Below are 18779 nucleotides of genomic sequence, written 5' to 3'. Positions count from 1 at the left end.
GGAGACACGGGTGACGTGTTAGAGGCGGTGAGGGATTAAGCAGTTTGTGGTTCGTACATCTTAATGTGGGCAATGCTGTAGTACTTTTTCTTTTCTCTGATTATGTCATGGTCAATCGAGGATTTAATGATTTCGCCGCAGGAATAGATTTTCTTTAAAGAGTTAAACCCCAACTGTTTCATTATGCTGTTGCTGTAGGTATACGTGGTTTTTGGCTTGATGTTATATAAGGTACTGATGTCGTCAATCGTGTAGCCTGAGATCATTAACTTCAGGACACAGAACTCCATGTGCGTCAGTTCGATATGTTTTTTGACGATCCCGCTTTTGCTGGGGTGACGCTGGGTATGCATTTTCCTGACAATTTCATCATTGGTCAGATTATTGATATTCACGAGTCGGTGTTTGTAATGCGAGCAGATGCAGGCGAAAAGCTCCGGAAAGATATCCGAGTGGTAAGCGATGATGATCTCTTCAATGGCGTGGAGGTTTGTTTTCTGTTTTAGTGAGATAAGCCACTGAAAGTAGATGATGTTGCTATAAATAGAGTCAGGAAGCACCAGGTACAAGGTAAAAAAACTCTCTTTTTTCATACCTTTTACCCAGTCATGAAAATGGTGCTGATTATAAAAAGAGAGAATCTCTTCTTTTTTGAACGTATTGGAAAGTAAATGGCGCAATCCGATGTTGCTGAAATGACATCTTGATAATATGACCCGCGACGTATCCATTTTTATCCCTTTGGTTAATGTATTCTGCACGCCTCTTTTTGGTGTGAGATTTGCATGCTAACGATCTTATGATACGGTATGTATATATTTTCATTTTACACGATGTCTCAGGGTTAATATGTGAGAATAGTCTTCGCATAAATGGGAATTGTTTACGTGCCTGATGATTGGACGGCTTTCTATATTAATGATAAGAAAGAGATGTCAGGGGTTAGGATTACTCCACGTCTACAGGACATGCATACTTTTAAGGTTTATCATTTAATCAATTGTGGAATGCCACGCTTCATTCTCTCTGCACCACCATGGGTGATTGATTAATTATAAGGAAATGTCATTTCACCGAAATGGCATAAAGAAAAGTATGAGAAAATTGCCAGCTCTGTTTATTTTTACCACGCTATTTTTACTGGCAGGGTGTCAGATAACCCCCGGAAGCCATATTGATACCGACGGAAAAACGGTTGTCGAAACGCCCGACCCCGATAATATCAATGACGTAAAGGTGAATGTTTACCCCGTTACGCCGGCGCTGATTGAGAAATTACGTGAAAACGTCGTGGTCGCCCACGCCAATGCGGAGCTGAATAAACGACTCGAAGCGTATGAGTACCGTATTGGGGTTGGGGACATCATTATGGTCACGGTGTGGGAACATCCTGAGCTTACCACCCCGTCTGGCCAGTATCGTAGCGCCAGCGATACGGGAAACTGGGTCCATTCAGACGGCACTATTTTTTATCCGTACATCGGGAAAATCCATGTTAAGGATAAAACGGTCACTGAAGTCAGAGAGCTGATTACCGAACATCTGGCGAAATACATTGAGTCCCCACAGGTCGATGTGGGGATTGCCGCGTTTCGCTCTCAGAAAGTGTATGTCTCTGGTGAAGTTAATCAGTCCGGGCAGCAGCCCATCACTAACGTTCCATTGACCGTCATTGATGCGGTTAATCTGGCGGGTGGGCTGACTGAAAACGCAGACTGGGGGAATGCTGTTTTAACCCAGGGGGGAAAAAAATCAATTATCTCGCTGCAAGCGCTTATGCAGTATGGCGATCTGCAGCAGAACAGGCTGCTCTATTCCGGCGATATTCTGTATATCCCGCGTAATGATGATTTAAAAGTCTTTGTTATGGGCGATGTTGTGAAGCAAACCACCATGAAAATGGATCGCTCAGGCATGACGCTGACCGAAGCGTTGGGTAATGCGGAGGGCATGAATCAATTAACCAGTGATGCCAGCGGTATTTTTGTGATCCGTTCGGAAAACAAACCGGATGCGTCAAAGGGAAAACAGGCAAATATTTATCAGCTTGATGCCAGGGATGCGACGGCGCTGGTGCTTGGCACCGAATTCAGGCTCAAGCCGTACGATATTGTGTATGTGACGACCGCACCGATTGCGCGCTGGAACAGAGTCATTAATCAATTAATGCCAACCATTAGTGGTGTCTACAGCCTGACTGAAACGACGCGCTTCATCAGAAACTGGAGTAATTGATATGAATGGCAGGTATCAGTCCATTCTTGTCGTCTGCACAGGCAATATTTGTCGTTCCCCGGTGGGGGAACGCATTTTGCGTTCACGCTTGCCCAATATGATCGTGGATTCCGCCGGGATTGCTGCGTTAACGGGGGAAGCGGCAGATCCCGTAATGGTTAACACTGCATGTGAGAATGGCCTTTCGTTAGAGGGGCATTGTGCCAAACAACTTACACCGCTGATGTGTCGTGAATATGATTTGATTCTGGCCATGGAGCAAAACCATATTGAAGCCGTGACCCGCCTGGCAATGGAAGCCCGGGGAAAGACATTTTTATTCGGATATTGGCTCCAGCAAATGGAAATTCCTGATCCTTATCGTCGGGGTCGAGATATCTCAGGTGTTATTTTTCAACAACTTTTTTCCGCTGCCGAAGAATGGGTCAAGGTTTTCCAGCAGGTTAAATAATCAGGGCTGATTAGAGCATGTTTGACAAACAGATTAGCAATTCGCAAACCGATAATGTTCCGCGGCAGGAGGATATTGACATCGTTCAACTCCTCAAAGTCTTATATTACAGTAAGGTCTGGATAGCGGCGACGACATTACTGTTTATCGCTTTAGGCATCGTTATTGCTTACACCTTAGCGCCGGTCTATAAAAGCGATGCGTTAATTCAGGTTGAGAGAAATGCATCTACGGGGCTGTTAAATAAACTCTCTACGATGCTGCCTGAAGGTTCCGGGGTCGCTTCAGAATCTGAAATTTCGTTAATTAAATCGCGGATGGTGATCGGTAAAACCGTGCGCGATCTGGGGCTGGATATCTCCGTGACTGAAAAACGCTATCCGTTTGCGAATGGCCTGCTCCTGCGCCTGCTTGGTAAACCCACGGGTAACATTGAGGTTTCAACCTTAACTGTCCCCGAGGAGTTCCTGGACGAAGCGTTGATCCTGACGATAACAGCTGCGGGTGAGTACACCCTGCAGGTCGGCGAGGCCGTTTTGCACGGTAAAGTGGGGGTTCCTCTTCACGCACACGGCATTGATTTTATGATTGAACGTGCCGAACTGACTCAGGACACCGTGTTCATTTTACGTAAGCTCAATGAATATTCGGTAATTGATGAGATCAAAAACAATATCGTCGTGGATGGAAAATCCGGTGGCAATGGGATGCTGCATCTGAGCATGACCGGCACCGATCCGGTCATGATCAGCAAAATCCTTGAAACGATCAGCCACAATTACCTTGCCCAGGACGTTGAGCGTAAGTCAGAAGAGGCCAGCAAGAGTCTGGCCTTTGTGAACGAACAATTACTGCAAATCAAAAACAATCTGGTGACGGCAGAAACGAAACTCAATGATTTCAGAAAGAATAATGAGTCGGTGGATTTATCCCTTGAAGCGAAATTCATTTTAGACAATGTGGTGTCCATTGATACCCAACTGAATGAATTAACCTTTAAAGAAGCCGAAATTTCAAAGCTCTATAAACGTTCGCATCCGGCTTATAAAGCGCTTTCAGAAAAACGTGCGGTACTGCAGGAAGAGAAAGAGAAGCTCAATCAACGTATCAGTACGATGCCGCGGACTCAGCAAGAAATTTTGAGCATGACCCGTGATGTGCAGATGGGAAATGATATCTATATGGTGCTGTTGAATAAGCAGCATGAACTCAATATCAATAAGGCCAGCACGCTGGGCAATGTTCGCATTATTGACAATGCCGTCACGCAGCATAAGCCGATTAAACCGAAAAAAACGTTGATTGTCATCCTGTCGGCGCTGTTGGGCTTCCTGTTCGCATCCGGTGTGATTCTGCTACGCAACATGTTAATTAAAGGGATCAAACAACCCGCGGAGCTGGAAAAACGGGGCATCCCTGTCCACGCCGTCGTACCGCTGGCACCTGAACTGACAAAGAGCAGACGCTGCCGGGCGATTACCACCTATCAGTCTGATGAGCTGTTAGTGAAATCGTCGCCAACCTCGCTGGCGGTCGAAGCGATAAGAGGGCTGCGGACCAGCCTTCATTTCGCCATGCTGAAGTCAGAAAATAAAATATTAATGATTTCAGGCACCTCTCCGGGGGTGGGTAAATCCTTCGTCAGTTCAAACCTTGCGGTGCTGATGGCGCAGGCCGGTTCACGGGTGCTGCTGATTGATTGCGATCTGAGAAGGGGATATTTGCACAGCATCTTCTCGCAGTCGGAAGGCCATGCCGGGCTTGCCGATTATCTCTCTGCGAATGCGGCGGTGTCCCAGGTGATAGAAGAGACAGAGTACCAGGGCGTCGATTTCATTGGCCGGGGAAGAATGGTCAATAACCCCGCCGAGCTGTTTATGACGGAGAAATTCCAGACACTCGTTGACGCCTGTTCAGCGCAATACGATGTCATTCTTCTCGATACGCCGCCAATTCTGAGCGTTACGGATGCCGCGATTATTGGCCGATTTGCCTCAACGTCTCTGATGGTCGTCAGATTCGAACAGAACACGGTCCAGGAGGTGGAAGCGGGGCTGCGTCGATTCAATCAAAACGGGATTGCCATCCAGGGGGTCATATTCAACGGCGTTGAAAAACGCGCTTCGGCCACCTATAGCTATGGCGATTACTCATATCAGGAGTAATTCATCTCTCTTCTTATAAGGAATAAGTCTTGACAGGCCGGGAATGTGTAATATTCCTAATGCCTGTGGACTTGTTCCTGGTTAAAAGTTCCCTTTATGTTATGCAGTCTGAATGCTAATTCCAGATAAAAATGCCAGAATTAATATCAAGGAATGCTCTTAAAATCTAAATTAATGAACCATCAGGGAACCACAAGGGGGGATAAACAGTAATCAACGGATGTGAAGTAGTTATTTAGAGTGGTGATGTTATATTTTGAAAAAATGTAATAATTCCGAAATAAAGAGTCGATTAAATGAATAGTAATAAAAATAAAGTCTTTCAACTCGAGTTGAAGTGGCATCCTGTTGCCGCTTCTGTGCTACTCGCTCTGCCATTTGTTGCGCACTCAGCAGAGATCAACATCAAGAACGGCGTGGTTTATACTGCCGGGAATGTGCCTGTCATTAACATTAATAAAGCCAACGATAAGGGGCTTTCTCATAATGTGTATGACAACTTAAACGTTGATAAGAATGGCCTTATCTTCAATAACAGCATGACTGAATCAAATACCGTTCTGGCGGGTAAGATTCAGGGGAACAGCAACCTGACGTCCGGGACGGCGAAAGTCATCCTGAACGAAGTCACGTCTAAAAATGCCTCTGCGATTAACGGCATGATGGAAGTGGCCGGCGATAAAGCCGATTTAATTATTGCTAACCCGAACGGTATTACCGTTAACGGTGGCGGCGCCATTAACACCAGTAAACTGACCCTGACAACCGGTACGCCGGATATTCAGAACGATCAGTTAGCCGGTTATTCTGTTAACGGTGGCACCATTACGCTGGGTAAACTGAATAACGCCAGCCCGACGGAAATTTTGTCTCGCAATGTTGTCGTGACCGATAAAGTCACAGCTAACGAGCTGAACGTTGTCGCCGGTAATAACTACGTTAACGCTGCAGGTCAGGTGACCGGTTCAGTAACCGCAGCCGGAACGCGTAATGCCAACAGCATTGACGTTGCTGCGCTGGGCGGTATGTATGCCAATAAGATTAACCTCGTCAGCACCGAAAGCGGGGTCGGCGTGCGTAACCAGGGCATTATTGCGGGTGGCATCAACGGCGTAAATATTGACGCTAACGGTCAGTTGCTGAACAACACTGCGCGCATTGAGTCCTCTGGTCAGATCAATATTAAAACCAACGGCGCACTGAGCAACGTCACCGGGGATATTACCTCTGTGGGTACCATCGCGCTGGACACCAATAAAAACAGCCTCAACAACAGCCGTTCAGGCAACATTTCGACAATGGGAGACCTCTATGTTAATAGCGGCGCCATTGATAACACCAACGGCAAAATGGCGGCGGCAGGCATGCTGGCTGCGGATACCAACGGCAACACCTTAACCAACTACGGTAAAGGGAATACTGTCGGTATTGAAGCCGGTATCGTGGCGTTAAAAACCGGTATCCTGAATAACAGCAACGGCCAGATCAAGGGCGGGTATGTGGGTCTTGAATCTGCTGCTGTGAACAACAACAGCGGTTTAGTCGACTCCCTGGGCGATGTGAACGTGGTGAGCGGCGGTAACGTCGATAACAACCGGGGCATGATCCGTTCTGCGGGCGGTTTCACCAAGATTGCCGCGAAAGGTACGATTAACAACGGCGCGACCAAAACCGCCGACACGGCCAGTAATGACTCGTTAGGCATTATCGCTGAGAAGGGCGTGCAGATTGCCGCGAACAGCATCAATAACAACGGTGGGCAGATGGCGTCAAATGGCGATATCTCCCTTGAAAGTGCCGGCGCGATTGATAACTACTCGGGCAAACTGAACTCAAACAGCAAGGTTATTGCCAAAGCGGCTTCTATGCGTAACGACAACGGCGGTGTTGCGGGTCGTACCGGTGTGAGTGCCGCAGTGGGTGGAAACATCACCAACTACATCGGCGTCTTCAGCTCTGAAGAAGGGGATGTTGCCCTGGCATCGAATGCCCTGAACAACCGCGGTGGCTTCATTATGGGACAAAACGTCACCATTAATGCCAACGCAGGGGTTAACAACAATACCGCGTTCATCGTTGCCAGTAAGGTATTGAGCGTCACTGCAGGCGATAACATCGAAAACCGTTACGGTATCGATTTCGGATCCACGTTTGGTACCTACTTCGGCATGCCGCAGCAGAACGGCGGTATGGTTGGTAAAGAAGGTGTCTCGCTGTCCGGGAACTATATCTATAACGGCGAAAGCCGCATCATTGCTGAAAATGGCCCGCTTACAATGCAGGCACGAGGCAGCATTGATAACGCGCGTTCGTTGCTGGTCAGCGGCGGGGATGCCTCCATCAAAGCGGGAAGCACCCTGACGAACAACTACGCAACCATCTACAGCATGGGCGACCTGCTGATTGATGCGAACAGCGTGAGCAACTACAGCAACGGTGCGCTGGAAGATAACAACGCGACTGGCGTTATCGCGGCAGATAAAAAACTGACCATGAATGTGAAGAACAGCTTCACCAACTATGGCTGGATCAGCAGCCTCGGTGATGCCATTCTCAATATTCTGAACGGTTCTTTAACTAACCGTAATACGCTCTCCGCTGAGAAGTCTCTGACCGTGTCTGCACAGACCGGGGTTGAAAACCTGAAAGATATCGCCGCGGGCGAGCATCTGGTGGTGAACAGCCAGCGTGGTGTGACCAACAACTCCAACAGCAATATGGTGGGTGATAAGGTCACGATCTCTGCGGTCTATGATATTAACAACCGTGGCAATATCGTGGCTGACAGCAGCCTGGCGATGAGCGCTAAAGGCAATATCTATAACGATCTGAATATGATCAGCTATGGTGACATTGCCTTAAGTGCCAATAACATTGATAACGCCTCGCGTAAAATCAAAGCGGTGGGTGATGTCACGCTGACAGCGGCCGGGAATGTGAGCAACAGCCGCGGCGAAATCAGCTCTGAGACTGGCGATATCACTATCAATGCGGGTGGCACCGTAGATAACTACTACGGCCAGCTCCTGTCCGGTAGCGATATTGCGCTGAAAGCGAACCGTCTGAACAACGACTACGGTCGGGTTGCCGCTTACGGCAATATCGATCTGGCGCTGACGGGGTATTTCGACAGTAACCGTGGTTCCGTCCTTTCTCAGACGGGTGATATCACACTGGCTGCCAATACCGTTGATAACAACAACGGTCTGATTGCCGGTAAGAATGTCACCGTCGAGTCCAAAGGCGCGGTTTACAACAACACTGCCATGATCGTGGCAGACAAAAAGCTCTCCGTGAACGCGGCAGGGAATGTTGAAAACCGTGACGGTAACAACTTCGTACGTAATCATGGCGAAACCTTCGGTGTGACGGGCGATGTGGGTGGCATGATTGGCCGTGAAGGTGTCGCGGTTTCCGGTCAAAACGTCTACAACAACAACAGTAGCATCATCGCTGATAACGGTGCGCTGAGCGTGCTGTCTAAAGGGACGCTGGACAACACCCGCGCTATGCTGGTGAGCGGCGCTGACGCCATCATCAAAGCGGCCGGTACGTTCTATAACAACTATGCCACCACCTACAGTGCAGGCAACCTGGATATCACTGCAGGTACGCTGAACAACTACAGCGATGGCAGCATGGAGAGCAACACGGCGACCGGCGTTATCGCGTCAGATAAGAATCTCAATCTGACGGTTGATAACAACGTCACCAACTACGGTTGGATCAGCGGTAAAGGCGATCTGAACTTCACTATCCTGAAAGGTGCACTGACTAACCGCAATGCAATCTCTTCAGGTAACGCTCTGGCGATTAATGCCCTGAACGGTGTTGAGAACTTTAAAGACATCGTGGGTGTGGCCAGCGCGAAAATTGATACTCAGCGTCATGTTACCAATAATGCCAACGGCAATATCCTTGCACAGAATATCGTGATTAATGCCGGTGCCGACATTAACAACCGCGGTAATATTGTGAGCGATTATACGCTGTCTGTGAAAACAGCAGGGAATATCTATAACTACCTCAATATGCTGACTTATGGCGTTGCGGGTGTCACTGCGAATAACGTGACAAACAGCGGTCAGGATGCAGTATTTGGTGGCTTATACGGTATGGAACTGATTACCAATAAAGTGACCAATACCGGCACGATTGTTGGTATGTAATCTAAAGGTGTAACAAAAGGCAGCAGCTATTGTCTGATAGCGCAAAGTCAGTACGAGACCCTGCTGCCTTTTTTTCTGAGAAAGTGAATGGAACTGCGATTTAAATTTTTACTGTCATTGCTGGTAATGTCGTCTCAAGCGTTTGCAGTTGACGATATTAATGCCCTGATTAAACAGCAGCAAAATGCAGATCTAAATACTTTCAAAGAACACAAGGTGTATCGGCAGGATGTTTTCTCCAGCACCGAACGTAAAGTATTTAGACTGGACAAATTACCTGAGGAGAAAAACTGTTTTACCCTTAAAGCACTTGTTCTTGATAATGATTTTTTGAAACGTAAAACCGAAAAGGCGATAAAAAAAGAGATCGTCGGGCGCTGCGTGGGCAGCATCGGTGTGGTGAAAATTGCCGCCGCGTTACAGGATTTTTATATCGATGCCGGTTACATCACGACCCGCATTACGATCCCTTCGCAGAATATTTCGTCTGGCACGCTGAAGCTCGACGTCAATGCGGGGAAAATAGAAAAAATTATTGTCGAGCATAATGATATTAATCCATGGATGTTGCCGTTTGCGAAAGAAGACATCCTTAATATTCGCGATATCGAGCAGGGTCTGGAAAACCTGCAGCAAGAACCCGGCGTGGATGTGAAGATCAATATCGAGCCGGGTACGAAGCACGGGTATAGCACCATTCGCATCAGCACCAACCGGGAAAAACAGTGGAGCGTGCGGGCGAGCTATAACAACTGGGGCGATAAAGCGACAGGAGAACACCTGACCTCTGTGGTGGGCTATCTCTATAACATCGCCCGGTTTAGCGATCTGTTTTATCTCGCCGGAACGAAGAGCACAACGGGTCAGTATCAGAGTGTAAGTGGTTACTATGCCCTGCCGGTAGGCTACTGGAACTATTCGCTGTTTTATAGCAGCAGCAAGTCGCGTCAGGCGATACCGCTCTATTACACCACGGTGGATTACGCCGGTAAGAGTGAGTACGGCAGCGTGAAGGCGACGCGCACGGTCTACCGGGATAAAAGCCGGAAGGTGACGGGGAATGCCGAGCTGATCCGTCGAAAAGCCGGTTATACCCTTAATGGCGAGGAACTTGTCTTACAGAAGCGTGACATGGATAACGTCAGGTTTGGCGTGAATTACACGCAGCAGCTGGCAAATGCACACTGGGATTCAACGGTATCCTGGCAGCGTTTTGTCACCTGGTTCGGCGCCGAAAAAACGCCGGATATGGTGTATGGCAATGTCAGTCCCGTCAGTCAACTGGTGAATGTGGAAAGTCGCTATACCCGACAATTTTCTCAAAACGCCTATAGCGCTTTTTTTTTGGCGCAATACGCACCGCGTGAGCTGACGCTGCAGGATCAAATGACGATGGGCGATCGCTGGAGCGTGCGCGGGTTTGAAAACAGCGTTGGCCTGACCGGGAACAGCGGGTACTACCTGCAAAATACATTTTTATCGCCCGGTGCGAGGAATGAACGCAAACTATTACGTTGGCGTAGATGCCGGTCATATAAGACGGGACAGTGTCTATGGCGAAGAGATTATCGTCGGCAGCACCCTGGGTATTCAGGGGAATGTGAAAAGCCTGGCGTACGATTCATCAGTCTCCATGCCGGTTAAATATCCTGGCGGCATGGACGTGAATAAATTTAATTTTAATCTGAATCTTTCTTATCAGCTTTGAAAGGGAAGCACGATAAATGCGTATCGGCACGGACATTGTGGAAGTTTCACGCATACAGCGAGCGATAACAAACTGGCAAAGCGATTTTTTACAGCGCGTCTTTACCCCGCAAGAAAATATAAAAATTAACCGGGAAGATCCTAACTATGAGCGCGCATCAGGATTCTGGGCGGCAAAAGAGGCGGTCGTTAAGGCGCTTGGCTGTGGATATCGCGACGGCATCACCTTTAAGGATATTGAAATAAACCATGACGAACTGGGTTGTCCCCATCTGATTTTCTCTGGGCGAGTCAAAGAGCTGCTTATTGAAAAGCAGATGGCGAATGCCTCGCTCAGTATTTCGCATTGTCAGCACTATGCGACAGCCGTTGTCATACTTTATTAACCTAACTAATTGTGAATATTATGTATCAATACAATGATCTTAAGGAAAAGACGGTTCTGGTCACCGGCGCCAGTGGTGATATTGGCCTGGCGATCTGCGCTAAATTTCTTGACCAGAATTGCGATGTTTATGCGCTGTATAAATCCAATGCCACGCAATTAACGGAACTGAAAGAAACGCATCCGGCAGGAAGCAAGCTCACTGTCATTCAGTGCGATCTCGCCGATGCGCAGAGTGTCACTGCACTCTGTTCACGCCTGACCGAGGAAGCGGGCAAGCTTGATGTGCTGGTTAACAACGCCGGGATTGTAAAAGACAGCCTGTTTGCCTCGATGAGCTTTGATGACTTCAGCCAGGTGGTAGACACCAACCTGTTCAGCATTTTCCGTCTGACGAAAGAAGCCTTAATGCTGCTGCGCTCCGCAGAAAACCCGGCCATCATCAATGTGGCCTCCATTGCGGCCATTATCCCAAGCGTCGGGCAGGCGAACTACAGCGCGTCGAAGGGCGCAATCCTGGGATTCACCCGCACGCTGGCGGCTGAACTGGCGCCGTATGGCGTGCGCGTAAATGCCATCGCGCCGGGGATGATTGAATCCAAAATGGTGAAAAAAGTATCCCGCACGGTGGTGCGTGGCGTAACGGCATCTATTCCATTACGTCGTCTGGGTAAATGCGACGAGGTTGCCAATACCGTCGTTTATCTGGGCTCCACTGCCTCCAGCTACATTGTGGGTCAAACCATCGTTATCGATGGCGGCCTGGTGATGCGGTGATTTATGTCTAAATACGTTATCCCCTCGAAGATCTTTCTGGAAATGGGCGGCTGGCGTCAGCCGTTGCTGATGGTCGACAGAATTGATGACTTCAAATATGGCGAAAATGGCTTTGTGAAGGTGACGAAGCATATCACCTACAACGAGCCCTATTTGCTCGGGCATTTCCCGGACGATCCGATCATGCCTGGGGTTATTATTTCTGAGATTTTTGGTCAGGCCAGCGAGTATCTCTCGTTCCTCACCGATATTTGCGATATCTACAACCAGACATACGGCACGGAACTGAAATCGTTACGCGATATTCATGCGCTCATTCAGCGTGACGAGATGCGGGAGATCATTCGCACGCGCCGCGCGCAGGTTCGCGGTGTTCTGGCGGCCCAGAATTTGAAATTTAAAGATATTGCCTACCCAGGTGATTCGATTGAAGTGACCAGCAAGCTGGCATTTTCTGATGCCCATGGCTTTAAGCATTATTCCGTGACGGCTAACGTCGGCAAGCGGTTAATCAGCCATGGCACCATTATTAATTTCCGCGAAACAAAGTAAACCCCTGAGAGAGTTAAAACCATGTCTACAATGAAAAACGAAATTGACCAGCGCAAGGACGTGCTGATGACAATTAAAACTGAGATTATTCAGCGTTTAAATATTCAGCGCGATGAGTCTCAAATTGATGATGATACCGCCCTGTTTGGTAATGGTTTAAAACTGGACTCCGTTGATGCAACGGAAATCGTGGTCATGCTGGATAAAGTTTTCGATATCAAAGTGAGCGAAAGCGATGATCCTTCTTATATGAGAAGTATCAACAATCTGGCGACGTTTATCATCCAGAAGAAAAAAGCTTAATTTATCATTGCGAATAACAGGATCACGTTATGAAGTCTCTTTATGATTTTCATTTAAAAAACAATGCGAAAATGGGCATTTACAACAATGCCAACGTTCCTTCTGCCTATCACGATCCGATGGTGGAATATAAAGCCGTACGTGAAAATGCCCTGCTGGTGGACTATTCACACATGTCCATTGTCAGCGTGATGGGTGATGATGCCTGGGCACTGGTGAATTATTTTGTCTCTGCCGATGTTTCAATTATCCGTGACGAGCAAGGGATCTACTCGCTGGTACTGAATGAAGACGGTACGGTGCGCGGTGATGTGTATGTGCTCTGCTCATCCGACGGCTACTACATCATGTCCGAGAATATTCCGGCGGCGGAAATTATCGCTGGCCTGAACGCCCTTCTGGAAAAAGCCGACGAACTGGATATCCAGGAAACCCCTGAAATTGCTGACATGCGCGAGCAGAACTGGGGCGCGATCATGGTAGAAGGACCGTACTCCTGGGAGCTGATGTCTGAAATCCACGGTTTCGACGTGATTGGTCTGCCTTACTACGAGTACATGAATACCGACGACGAGCTGATGGTATTCCGCTGCGGTAAACACGGGGAATTCGCCTATATGGTTATTGGCCAGCAGGAACAGCTGCTGGATCAGTGGCAGCAGCTGCTGGAGCACGGCGGCAAATACCTGCTGCAGACCGGTGGGCTGGACTACCAGAAAATTGTACGTATCGAAAACCCAGGCTGGGATGACGCGCTGTGGGCTGAGTACAACCTCAATCCGGTAGAGCTGCAACTGCAATGGGCTGTGCAGTACGACAAAGAGGGCTTTGTGGGTAAAGACGCGGCCGAAGAGCTCTCTCACGGCGAAGGCGCACGCAAGGTGATCGGCATGATTGTCGAGGGCGAATGTTCAGGCATTGAATCCGGCGATAACGTACTGGTTGAGGATCAGGTGGTAGGGAAAGTCGCTAAGGCTATCTATTCTCCAGCCCTGCAGTGCTTTATTGCCCTGGCGCTGATCGACAATGAATATGCATGGTCTGATATTAGCGGCTTTGCTATTCAAACGCGTTCTGAAACGGTAGCCGCGAAAACCAAAGGTATGCCATTTATTTATAACCTGAGCATGCTGGTTAATCCAACTGAACACAGTTTTGTGGATGCCTCTAAAGCGAAAAGCGCACTGTAATTATTAATCGAAACAGCGAGAAGCGAATCCGTGGGAATAACATCACGGATCCTTTTCGCTGCTCATTGCCTGTACATGGCGGTACATATATTTATGAAGACAAACAGAAAACGGGTTGTCATTACCGGGATCGGTATTCTCTCTTCGCTGGCTGAAAACCTGCAGGATTTCAGAAACGCCTTACTGAATAAAAAAAATGGCGTCACGGACAGCGTGCGTTTTTCAAAATGGTTTGAAAACGCCAGAGCCGCTGAAGTCTTGCATGACATTGACTATTCGGAATTACCGGACGACGTTATCGCCTCCCTGGATAATGCCGCACTCTGGGCCTACAAAGTGGGTAAAGATGCGCTGAATCAAGCGGGACTGGCTGAGAATAAAGCGCACCTCAAAGAAACCGGTTTAACCGTCGGCGTGTCGTCTGCCGGGACCGAGGCATTTCTGCCGCTGTTTGAGCAACGCATGGAAGACTTTTCCCTGCGTAAGGCGCTGTTCTCTGGCGGTTTCTCCTCCTGCTGTTCCAGCGTCTCCACGCTGCTTGGGTTACAGGGCGGTGTTGAACTGGTCGCGACCGCCTGTACGGCCAGCCCTAATGCGGTCGGCATGGCGTTTGACTACATCCAGAACGGCAAAAGCAAAACCATGCTGGCCGTCGGGACAGAACCTATCTACCTGCCCACCTTCGCGGGCTTTTATGCCCTGAACGTGATGCATCCGGACGCCTGCACGCCGTTCTCCGGCAATTCGGGTATGTCCATCGGTGAAGGGGCCGGGGCGATCGTGCTTGAAGAGTACGAACATGCTGTCGCACGTGGCGCCACCATTTACGGTGAAATTCTCTCTTATGCCACCTCCTGCGATGCGTTCCACGAAACCGGACCGGATCCACGCGCCAGCGGCGCGGTACAGGTGATGCATAAGGCGATGGAAAATGCCGGCGTTACCCCGGATCAGATCGAATACGTCAACGCCCACGGTACCGGAACAGAAGCCAACGATCGTATCGAAACGCTGGCGATGAAGAAGGTGTTTGCCAACAATGAGAAACTGTTGGTGAGCTCTACCAAGTCTTATTTTGGTCATAACATCGGCGCGGCGGGGATCGTCGAACTGATCGCCTGTCTGGTCACGCTGCCGGATAACCGCGTGCTGCCGACGCTGAACTTCACCAACGCGCGTCCAAACTGCGATCTGGATTACGTGCCAAACGACTTCCGTGACCAGAAAATCAACCTCTTCATGAAGAACAATTATGCCTTCGGCGGTAACAACTGCAGCATGATTATCAGCATGGAGCCTTGTTCGATCCCGGTCAGTACCTACGACGAAAAGCGCGTGGCGATCACCGGCCTGGGTGCCGTTTCCGCGATTGGTCACACCGTTCACGAGATCCTCGACAACGTATGGCAACAGAACCATACCGTTGAGCTGGGCGGCGTCACCTTCCCGGAAGACACGCTGGAAGAGGCAAAAGAGTTGCTGGATGTGCTGGAAACCACCCGTCAGTTCGAAGCGCTGTTTGGTGACGATTTCAACGCGCTGGCCGAAACGCTGCCGGAAGCGAATGAACACTTTAAAACCTTCCAGGTTTCCGGGTTGGAACCGCGTAAACATCTGCGCCGCTTTGACCCTCGCAAGGCCACGCGTGGCGGTACGTTCGCATTAATTGCCCTGTCCGAAGCGCTGGAGCAGGCGAAGCGTAAAATCAAGCGTGATGGCGATGAGCTTGGCATGGTCATGGGAATGTCCAGTGGCCCGCAGGAGACGACCTACAAATATCTGCAGAGCCTTAAGCCAGACCCACGTAAAGTCAGAACCTCTGAATTCCCGGGATCGTTGATGAACTCCATCCCGACGTTCTGCGGTATTTCGGAAGGGATCAAGGGCTACACCACTACTCTGGCGACCGGCGAGAATGCGGCATTAGGCGCATTAACCTACGGCTACGAAATCGTGCGTCAGGATCTGCAGCCGCAGGTGCTGGTGGGCGGCGCGGACGAGTATTTCCCGTCCATGTCACTCTATATGGACGCCGTTACCCGCAAGCTGCATATGACCTCCGACGCCAGGGAATATCAGATCTACGGTAACGATCCGAAGGGTTACATTCCTGGCGAAGGTGCCTGCATGTTGCTGCTGGAAGATCCGCAGCGTGCAGCCGCGCGTGGTGCAGAAGTGCTGGCGGAAGTGGCCGGTTACGGTAAAGCCTGTAGCAACAGCTATTTTGATGCCTCTCAGCGGGACGAGAAATCCTCCTCCATGGCGCTGGCTATCGCCCGTGCGCTGGCGGATGCCGGTGTAACGGCGCAGGAGATCGACCTGGTCTGTGGTACCAGCAACGGTAGCGATGAAAGCTCACGCATTGAAATCGATGCGATTTACGCCACCTTCGCCCAGGCAAAACCGGATGTACCGGTCGTGAACTACAACGCCTGCTTTGGCTTTGTCGCGTCTGCTGCCGGACTGCTTAACCTGGCCGTCATCATTGACTGTTTTAAGACGCAGGCGGTTCCCGCTATTCCTCATACCGTCGAGTTTTTCGATAAGCGAATTAACTTCGTTCGTGAACCGTTAAAACTTGCCCTGAAGCACGTATTGCTGGTGGGTGCGACGGAAGGCGGTAACTACTACGCGTTTGTGATTAAAGGATAATATTGTGGATAATGCCGCTATCATTTCGGGGTTCAGTTCTTGTCTGCCGTTTGCCGAAGACAGTCTTCAGCTTATTCAAAATCTGAAGCTGGGCAAACGCGTTGAAAGAAAGCCTTGGTTTAAATCCGACGACGAGGCAATTAAATGTGGGTTCGATGGCAATAAACATATTGCCACGCTGGATCATACGGATGATAGCGCATTAGATCTGCTTTATCGTCTGATTGACGATGCACTCGACCAGGCCGACCTGGATGTTCAATGGCTGGCCGGGTGCAATGCCCGGGTTTATTTAACCGGTATTGGCCCGCGGGTCGATGGCATGGCCTTTAAAAGTTTCTATAACAAAAATGATGTGGAAGATATTTATCTTTCAAAATCATTAATGCAGCTGCATGTGGATAATATGTCGCAGGATCGTATTGCCGGTCACCTTGCGCGTAAATACAACCTGCAGTATTTACCCCCGAATATGAATTGCACCAGTAATTCATCCATGACAGCCGTGCATTTAGGTTGCCAGGCCATCGAGCATGGCGGCGTAGATATTGTCCTGGTGGTGAACTGCTCAAAAATTAAAACGCAGGATATCTGGTTTCTGGATACGCAATCCATGCTGGATAGCCATCTTGTTCAGCCCTTTGGTGAAAACAGCCAGGGGGTGCTTTTCGCGGAAGGCTATACCGCCATTCTGCTGGAAAATTCCCGCCACCGTCGCGCCAGAAAGGCGAAGGGCGGCGTGCGGTTGCAAACAACCTATACCCAAATCAGCGCAGGCAGAAGCAACGACAGTTCATGGCTCAGCACCAATATTTTAAAAGTGATGCAGGCCACAATGAAAAAAGCCGAACTGGACGTTGAGGCACTGTGCGCGATTATCCCTCACGGTAACGGTTCATCCGTCAGCGATAAAGCGGAAGCCAAAGCAATAGCGATGTTGACGGAAGGACATCCGGTTCCGGTTCTGGCTTATAAAGGCCAGATTGGCTATACCGCAACCGGCTCTGGGATTGTCGATTTAATTATTGGTCATCATTCGCTCACCCAGCAGGAGCTTATTTCCCCCGTTGGTAATGACACCATTATTGATGCCGTTGCTCAGCATGTTTTGATTGACCGTGGCGTTATTGGTCATCACAAAAACCACCTGCTTAAAGTCGGGGTTGGCGTGGATGGATCCATTATTGGCGCCGTCATGTCTACGGGTCATCCAGGCTGTTGAACGATCATGGAGAGTAACATGTATTTATCCTCATTTTCGCTCATTGAGCCGGAAGATAAATTTTATTTCTATCAGCCCAGCTGGCTAAACGCGTGGGAGTCGCATTTATTTAATAAAGCGCTCAAATCAACCCATGCAAACGGCTGGGGTCTGAAACGTTTTGGTACGCAGCCGGAGTTATATGCCGGTGAGATGATCCGCAATCCTCAGTATCAAAAATACCTGGATGCGATGGAGCAAGCGGCGGATGACGCGCTCATGGCGCTGCCGGCGAAAGAGCGAATGAAGCTGCTAAAGCAGCGTACGGCATTTATTTATGTCGACTCCTGGGGGGAATCCGGGCCGTTTGAAAATATCTCCAGCGCATTACACATCTCAATGATTGATACGCTGCCAAAAAACCTGGTGAAGAAATTCTCTGTGAATTCACCGACGTGCAAAATCCGGGGTGAAAGGCAATCCTTCATCCAGGCAATGAGTCTGGCAAAGGATTATCTGAGCTGGGATGTGTTTGATTACGTGGTGATCTGCGCCGCCTACCGTGCGATCCCGGTGCTGGTGTTTTCGGACGAAGATATCGCGCTGAAGTGGGGAGAGAAGCGCAGGGGGAAAGCCCAGGATGTCAATTTAACCGTTGAGCGCGCGGGCTGTTTCATCTTTAGTCAGCATGAAAGTGCAATCCGGGTGAACGGCGGTCAATACGTGATGGCCGATACCCTTGAGGACATGCAGGCAGCGGATCGCGTGGCGTTTGCCGGTCTGCGTAAAGAGATGCTGTCTCGCTCAACCGTTGCGCCGCAAAAGACGTTAGATCTGGTCGATACCTTTGGTGCCAGTGGCTGTCTGACGCCAGCATTAAGCTTTGCGTATCTCCAGCAGGCTCCTCATTTTGCGGGAAAATTAAGAACTGTCGTTCCCGATAAACAGTTCGGTTACAGCTATTTCGACATTGACTATTGCAAGGAATAACG

Annotated in this window: 14 protein-coding genes; 13 read left to right on the top strand and 1 reads right to left on the bottom strand. The window is 49.3% G+C overall.

All coding sequences use genetic code 11. From position 1 onward, the window contains the following. Window positions 1–35: 35 nt before the first annotated feature. Window positions 36–731, bottom strand: a complete 696-nt coding sequence (locus ACOTX3_RS15230; protein ID WP_048970362.1) for a helix-turn-helix transcriptional regulator — start codon at window positions 729–731, stop codon at window positions 36–38. Window positions 732–1095: 364 nt separating this feature from the next. Here ACOTX3_RS15230 and ACOTX3_RS15225 point away from each other — a divergent pair, with 364 nt between their 5' ends. The 13 genes from ACOTX3_RS15225 (at window position 1096) to ACOTX3_RS15165 (ending at window position 18777) form a co-directional block, all read left to right on the top strand. Continuing rightward, the gene (locus ACOTX3_RS15225) at window positions 1096–2235 is read left to right on the top strand and encodes a polysaccharide export protein (RefSeq protein ID WP_072205093.1); all 1140 of its coding nucleotides are present in this window, start codon (window positions 1096–1098) and stop codon (window positions 2233–2235) included. Window position 2236: 1 nt separating this feature from the next. Further along, window positions 2237–2686 carry a protein tyrosine phosphatase gene (locus tag ACOTX3_RS15220; RefSeq protein ID WP_058678581.1) on the top strand — a complete coding sequence of 150 codons (450 nt, stop codon included), beginning with the start codon at window positions 2237–2239 and terminating at the stop codon, window positions 2684–2686. Between the two features lie 17 nt (window positions 2687–2703). Further along, window positions 2704–4851: a polysaccharide biosynthesis tyrosine autokinase gene (locus ACOTX3_RS15215; protein WP_058678580.1), complete on the top strand. Its 2148-nt coding sequence runs from the start codon at window positions 2704–2706 to the stop codon at window positions 4849–4851. Between the two features lie 296 nt (window positions 4852–5147). Beyond that, a complete protein-coding gene (locus ACOTX3_RS15210; RefSeq protein ID WP_127869204.1) occupies window positions 5148–9020 on the top strand; it encodes a filamentous hemagglutinin N-terminal domain-containing protein in 3873 nt (1290 codons plus the stop codon). A gap of 330 nt (window positions 9021–9350) precedes the next feature. Further along, window positions 9351–10664: a ShlB/FhaC/HecB family hemolysin secretion/activation protein gene (locus tag ACOTX3_RS15205; protein WP_234355684.1), complete on the top strand. Its 1314-nt coding sequence runs from the start codon at window positions 9351–9353 to the stop codon at window positions 10662–10664. Between the two features lie 80 nt (window positions 10665–10744). Next, complete coding sequence (gene acpS / locus ACOTX3_RS15200; protein WP_014830751.1) at window positions 10745–11113, top strand: holo-ACP synthase; 369 nt, start codon at window positions 10745–10747, stop codon at window positions 11111–11113. 20 nt (window positions 11114–11133) lie between these two features. After that, window positions 11134–11889, top strand: coding sequence for an SDR family oxidoreductase (locus ACOTX3_RS15195; RefSeq protein ID WP_045295521.1), 756 nt, complete (start codon window positions 11134–11136; stop codon window positions 11887–11889). A 3-nt stretch (window positions 11890–11892) separates the two neighbouring features. Further along, complete coding sequence (locus tag ACOTX3_RS15190; RefSeq protein ID WP_013095700.1) at window positions 11893–12441, top strand: 3-hydroxyacyl-ACP dehydratase FabZ family protein; 549 nt, start codon at window positions 11893–11895, stop codon at window positions 12439–12441. A gap of 21 nt (window positions 12442–12462) precedes the next feature. Next, the gene (locus ACOTX3_RS15185; protein ID WP_013095701.1) at window positions 12463–12744 is read left to right on the top strand and encodes an acyl carrier protein; all 282 of its coding nucleotides are present in this window, start codon (window positions 12463–12465) and stop codon (window positions 12742–12744) included. A gap of 29 nt (window positions 12745–12773) precedes the next feature. After that, window positions 12774–13934, top strand: coding sequence for an aminomethyltransferase family protein (locus ACOTX3_RS15180; protein WP_058678579.1), 1161 nt, complete (start codon window positions 12774–12776; stop codon window positions 13932–13934). 93 nt (window positions 13935–14027) lie between these two features. After that, a complete protein-coding gene (locus ACOTX3_RS15175; RefSeq protein ID WP_058678588.1) occupies window positions 14028–16586 on the top strand; it encodes a beta-ketoacyl-[acyl-carrier-protein] synthase family protein in 2559 nt (852 codons plus the stop codon). Window positions 16587–16590: 4 nt separating this feature from the next. Then, window positions 16591–17808 carry a beta-ketoacyl synthase gene (locus ACOTX3_RS15170; RefSeq protein ID WP_127869203.1) on the top strand — a complete coding sequence of 406 codons (1218 nt, stop codon included), beginning with the start codon at window positions 16591–16593 and terminating at the stop codon, window positions 17806–17808. An 18-nt stretch (window positions 17809–17826) separates the two neighbouring features. Beyond that, on the top strand, window positions 17827–18777 hold the full coding sequence (locus tag ACOTX3_RS15165) for an ATP-binding protein (RefSeq protein ID WP_045295526.1): 951 nt from the start codon (window positions 17827–17829) through the stop codon (window positions 18775–18777). Window positions 18778–18779: the final 2 nt, after the last annotated feature.

It is taken from the genome of Enterobacter cloacae complex sp. IR5384, from assembly GCF_049237265.1.
Classification (GTDB): Bacteria; Pseudomonadota; Gammaproteobacteria; order Enterobacterales; family Enterobacteriaceae; genus Enterobacter; species Enterobacter cloacae.
Note: the sequence above shows the minus strand (reverse complement) of the source record. Positions and strands in the feature narration are given on the sequence as shown.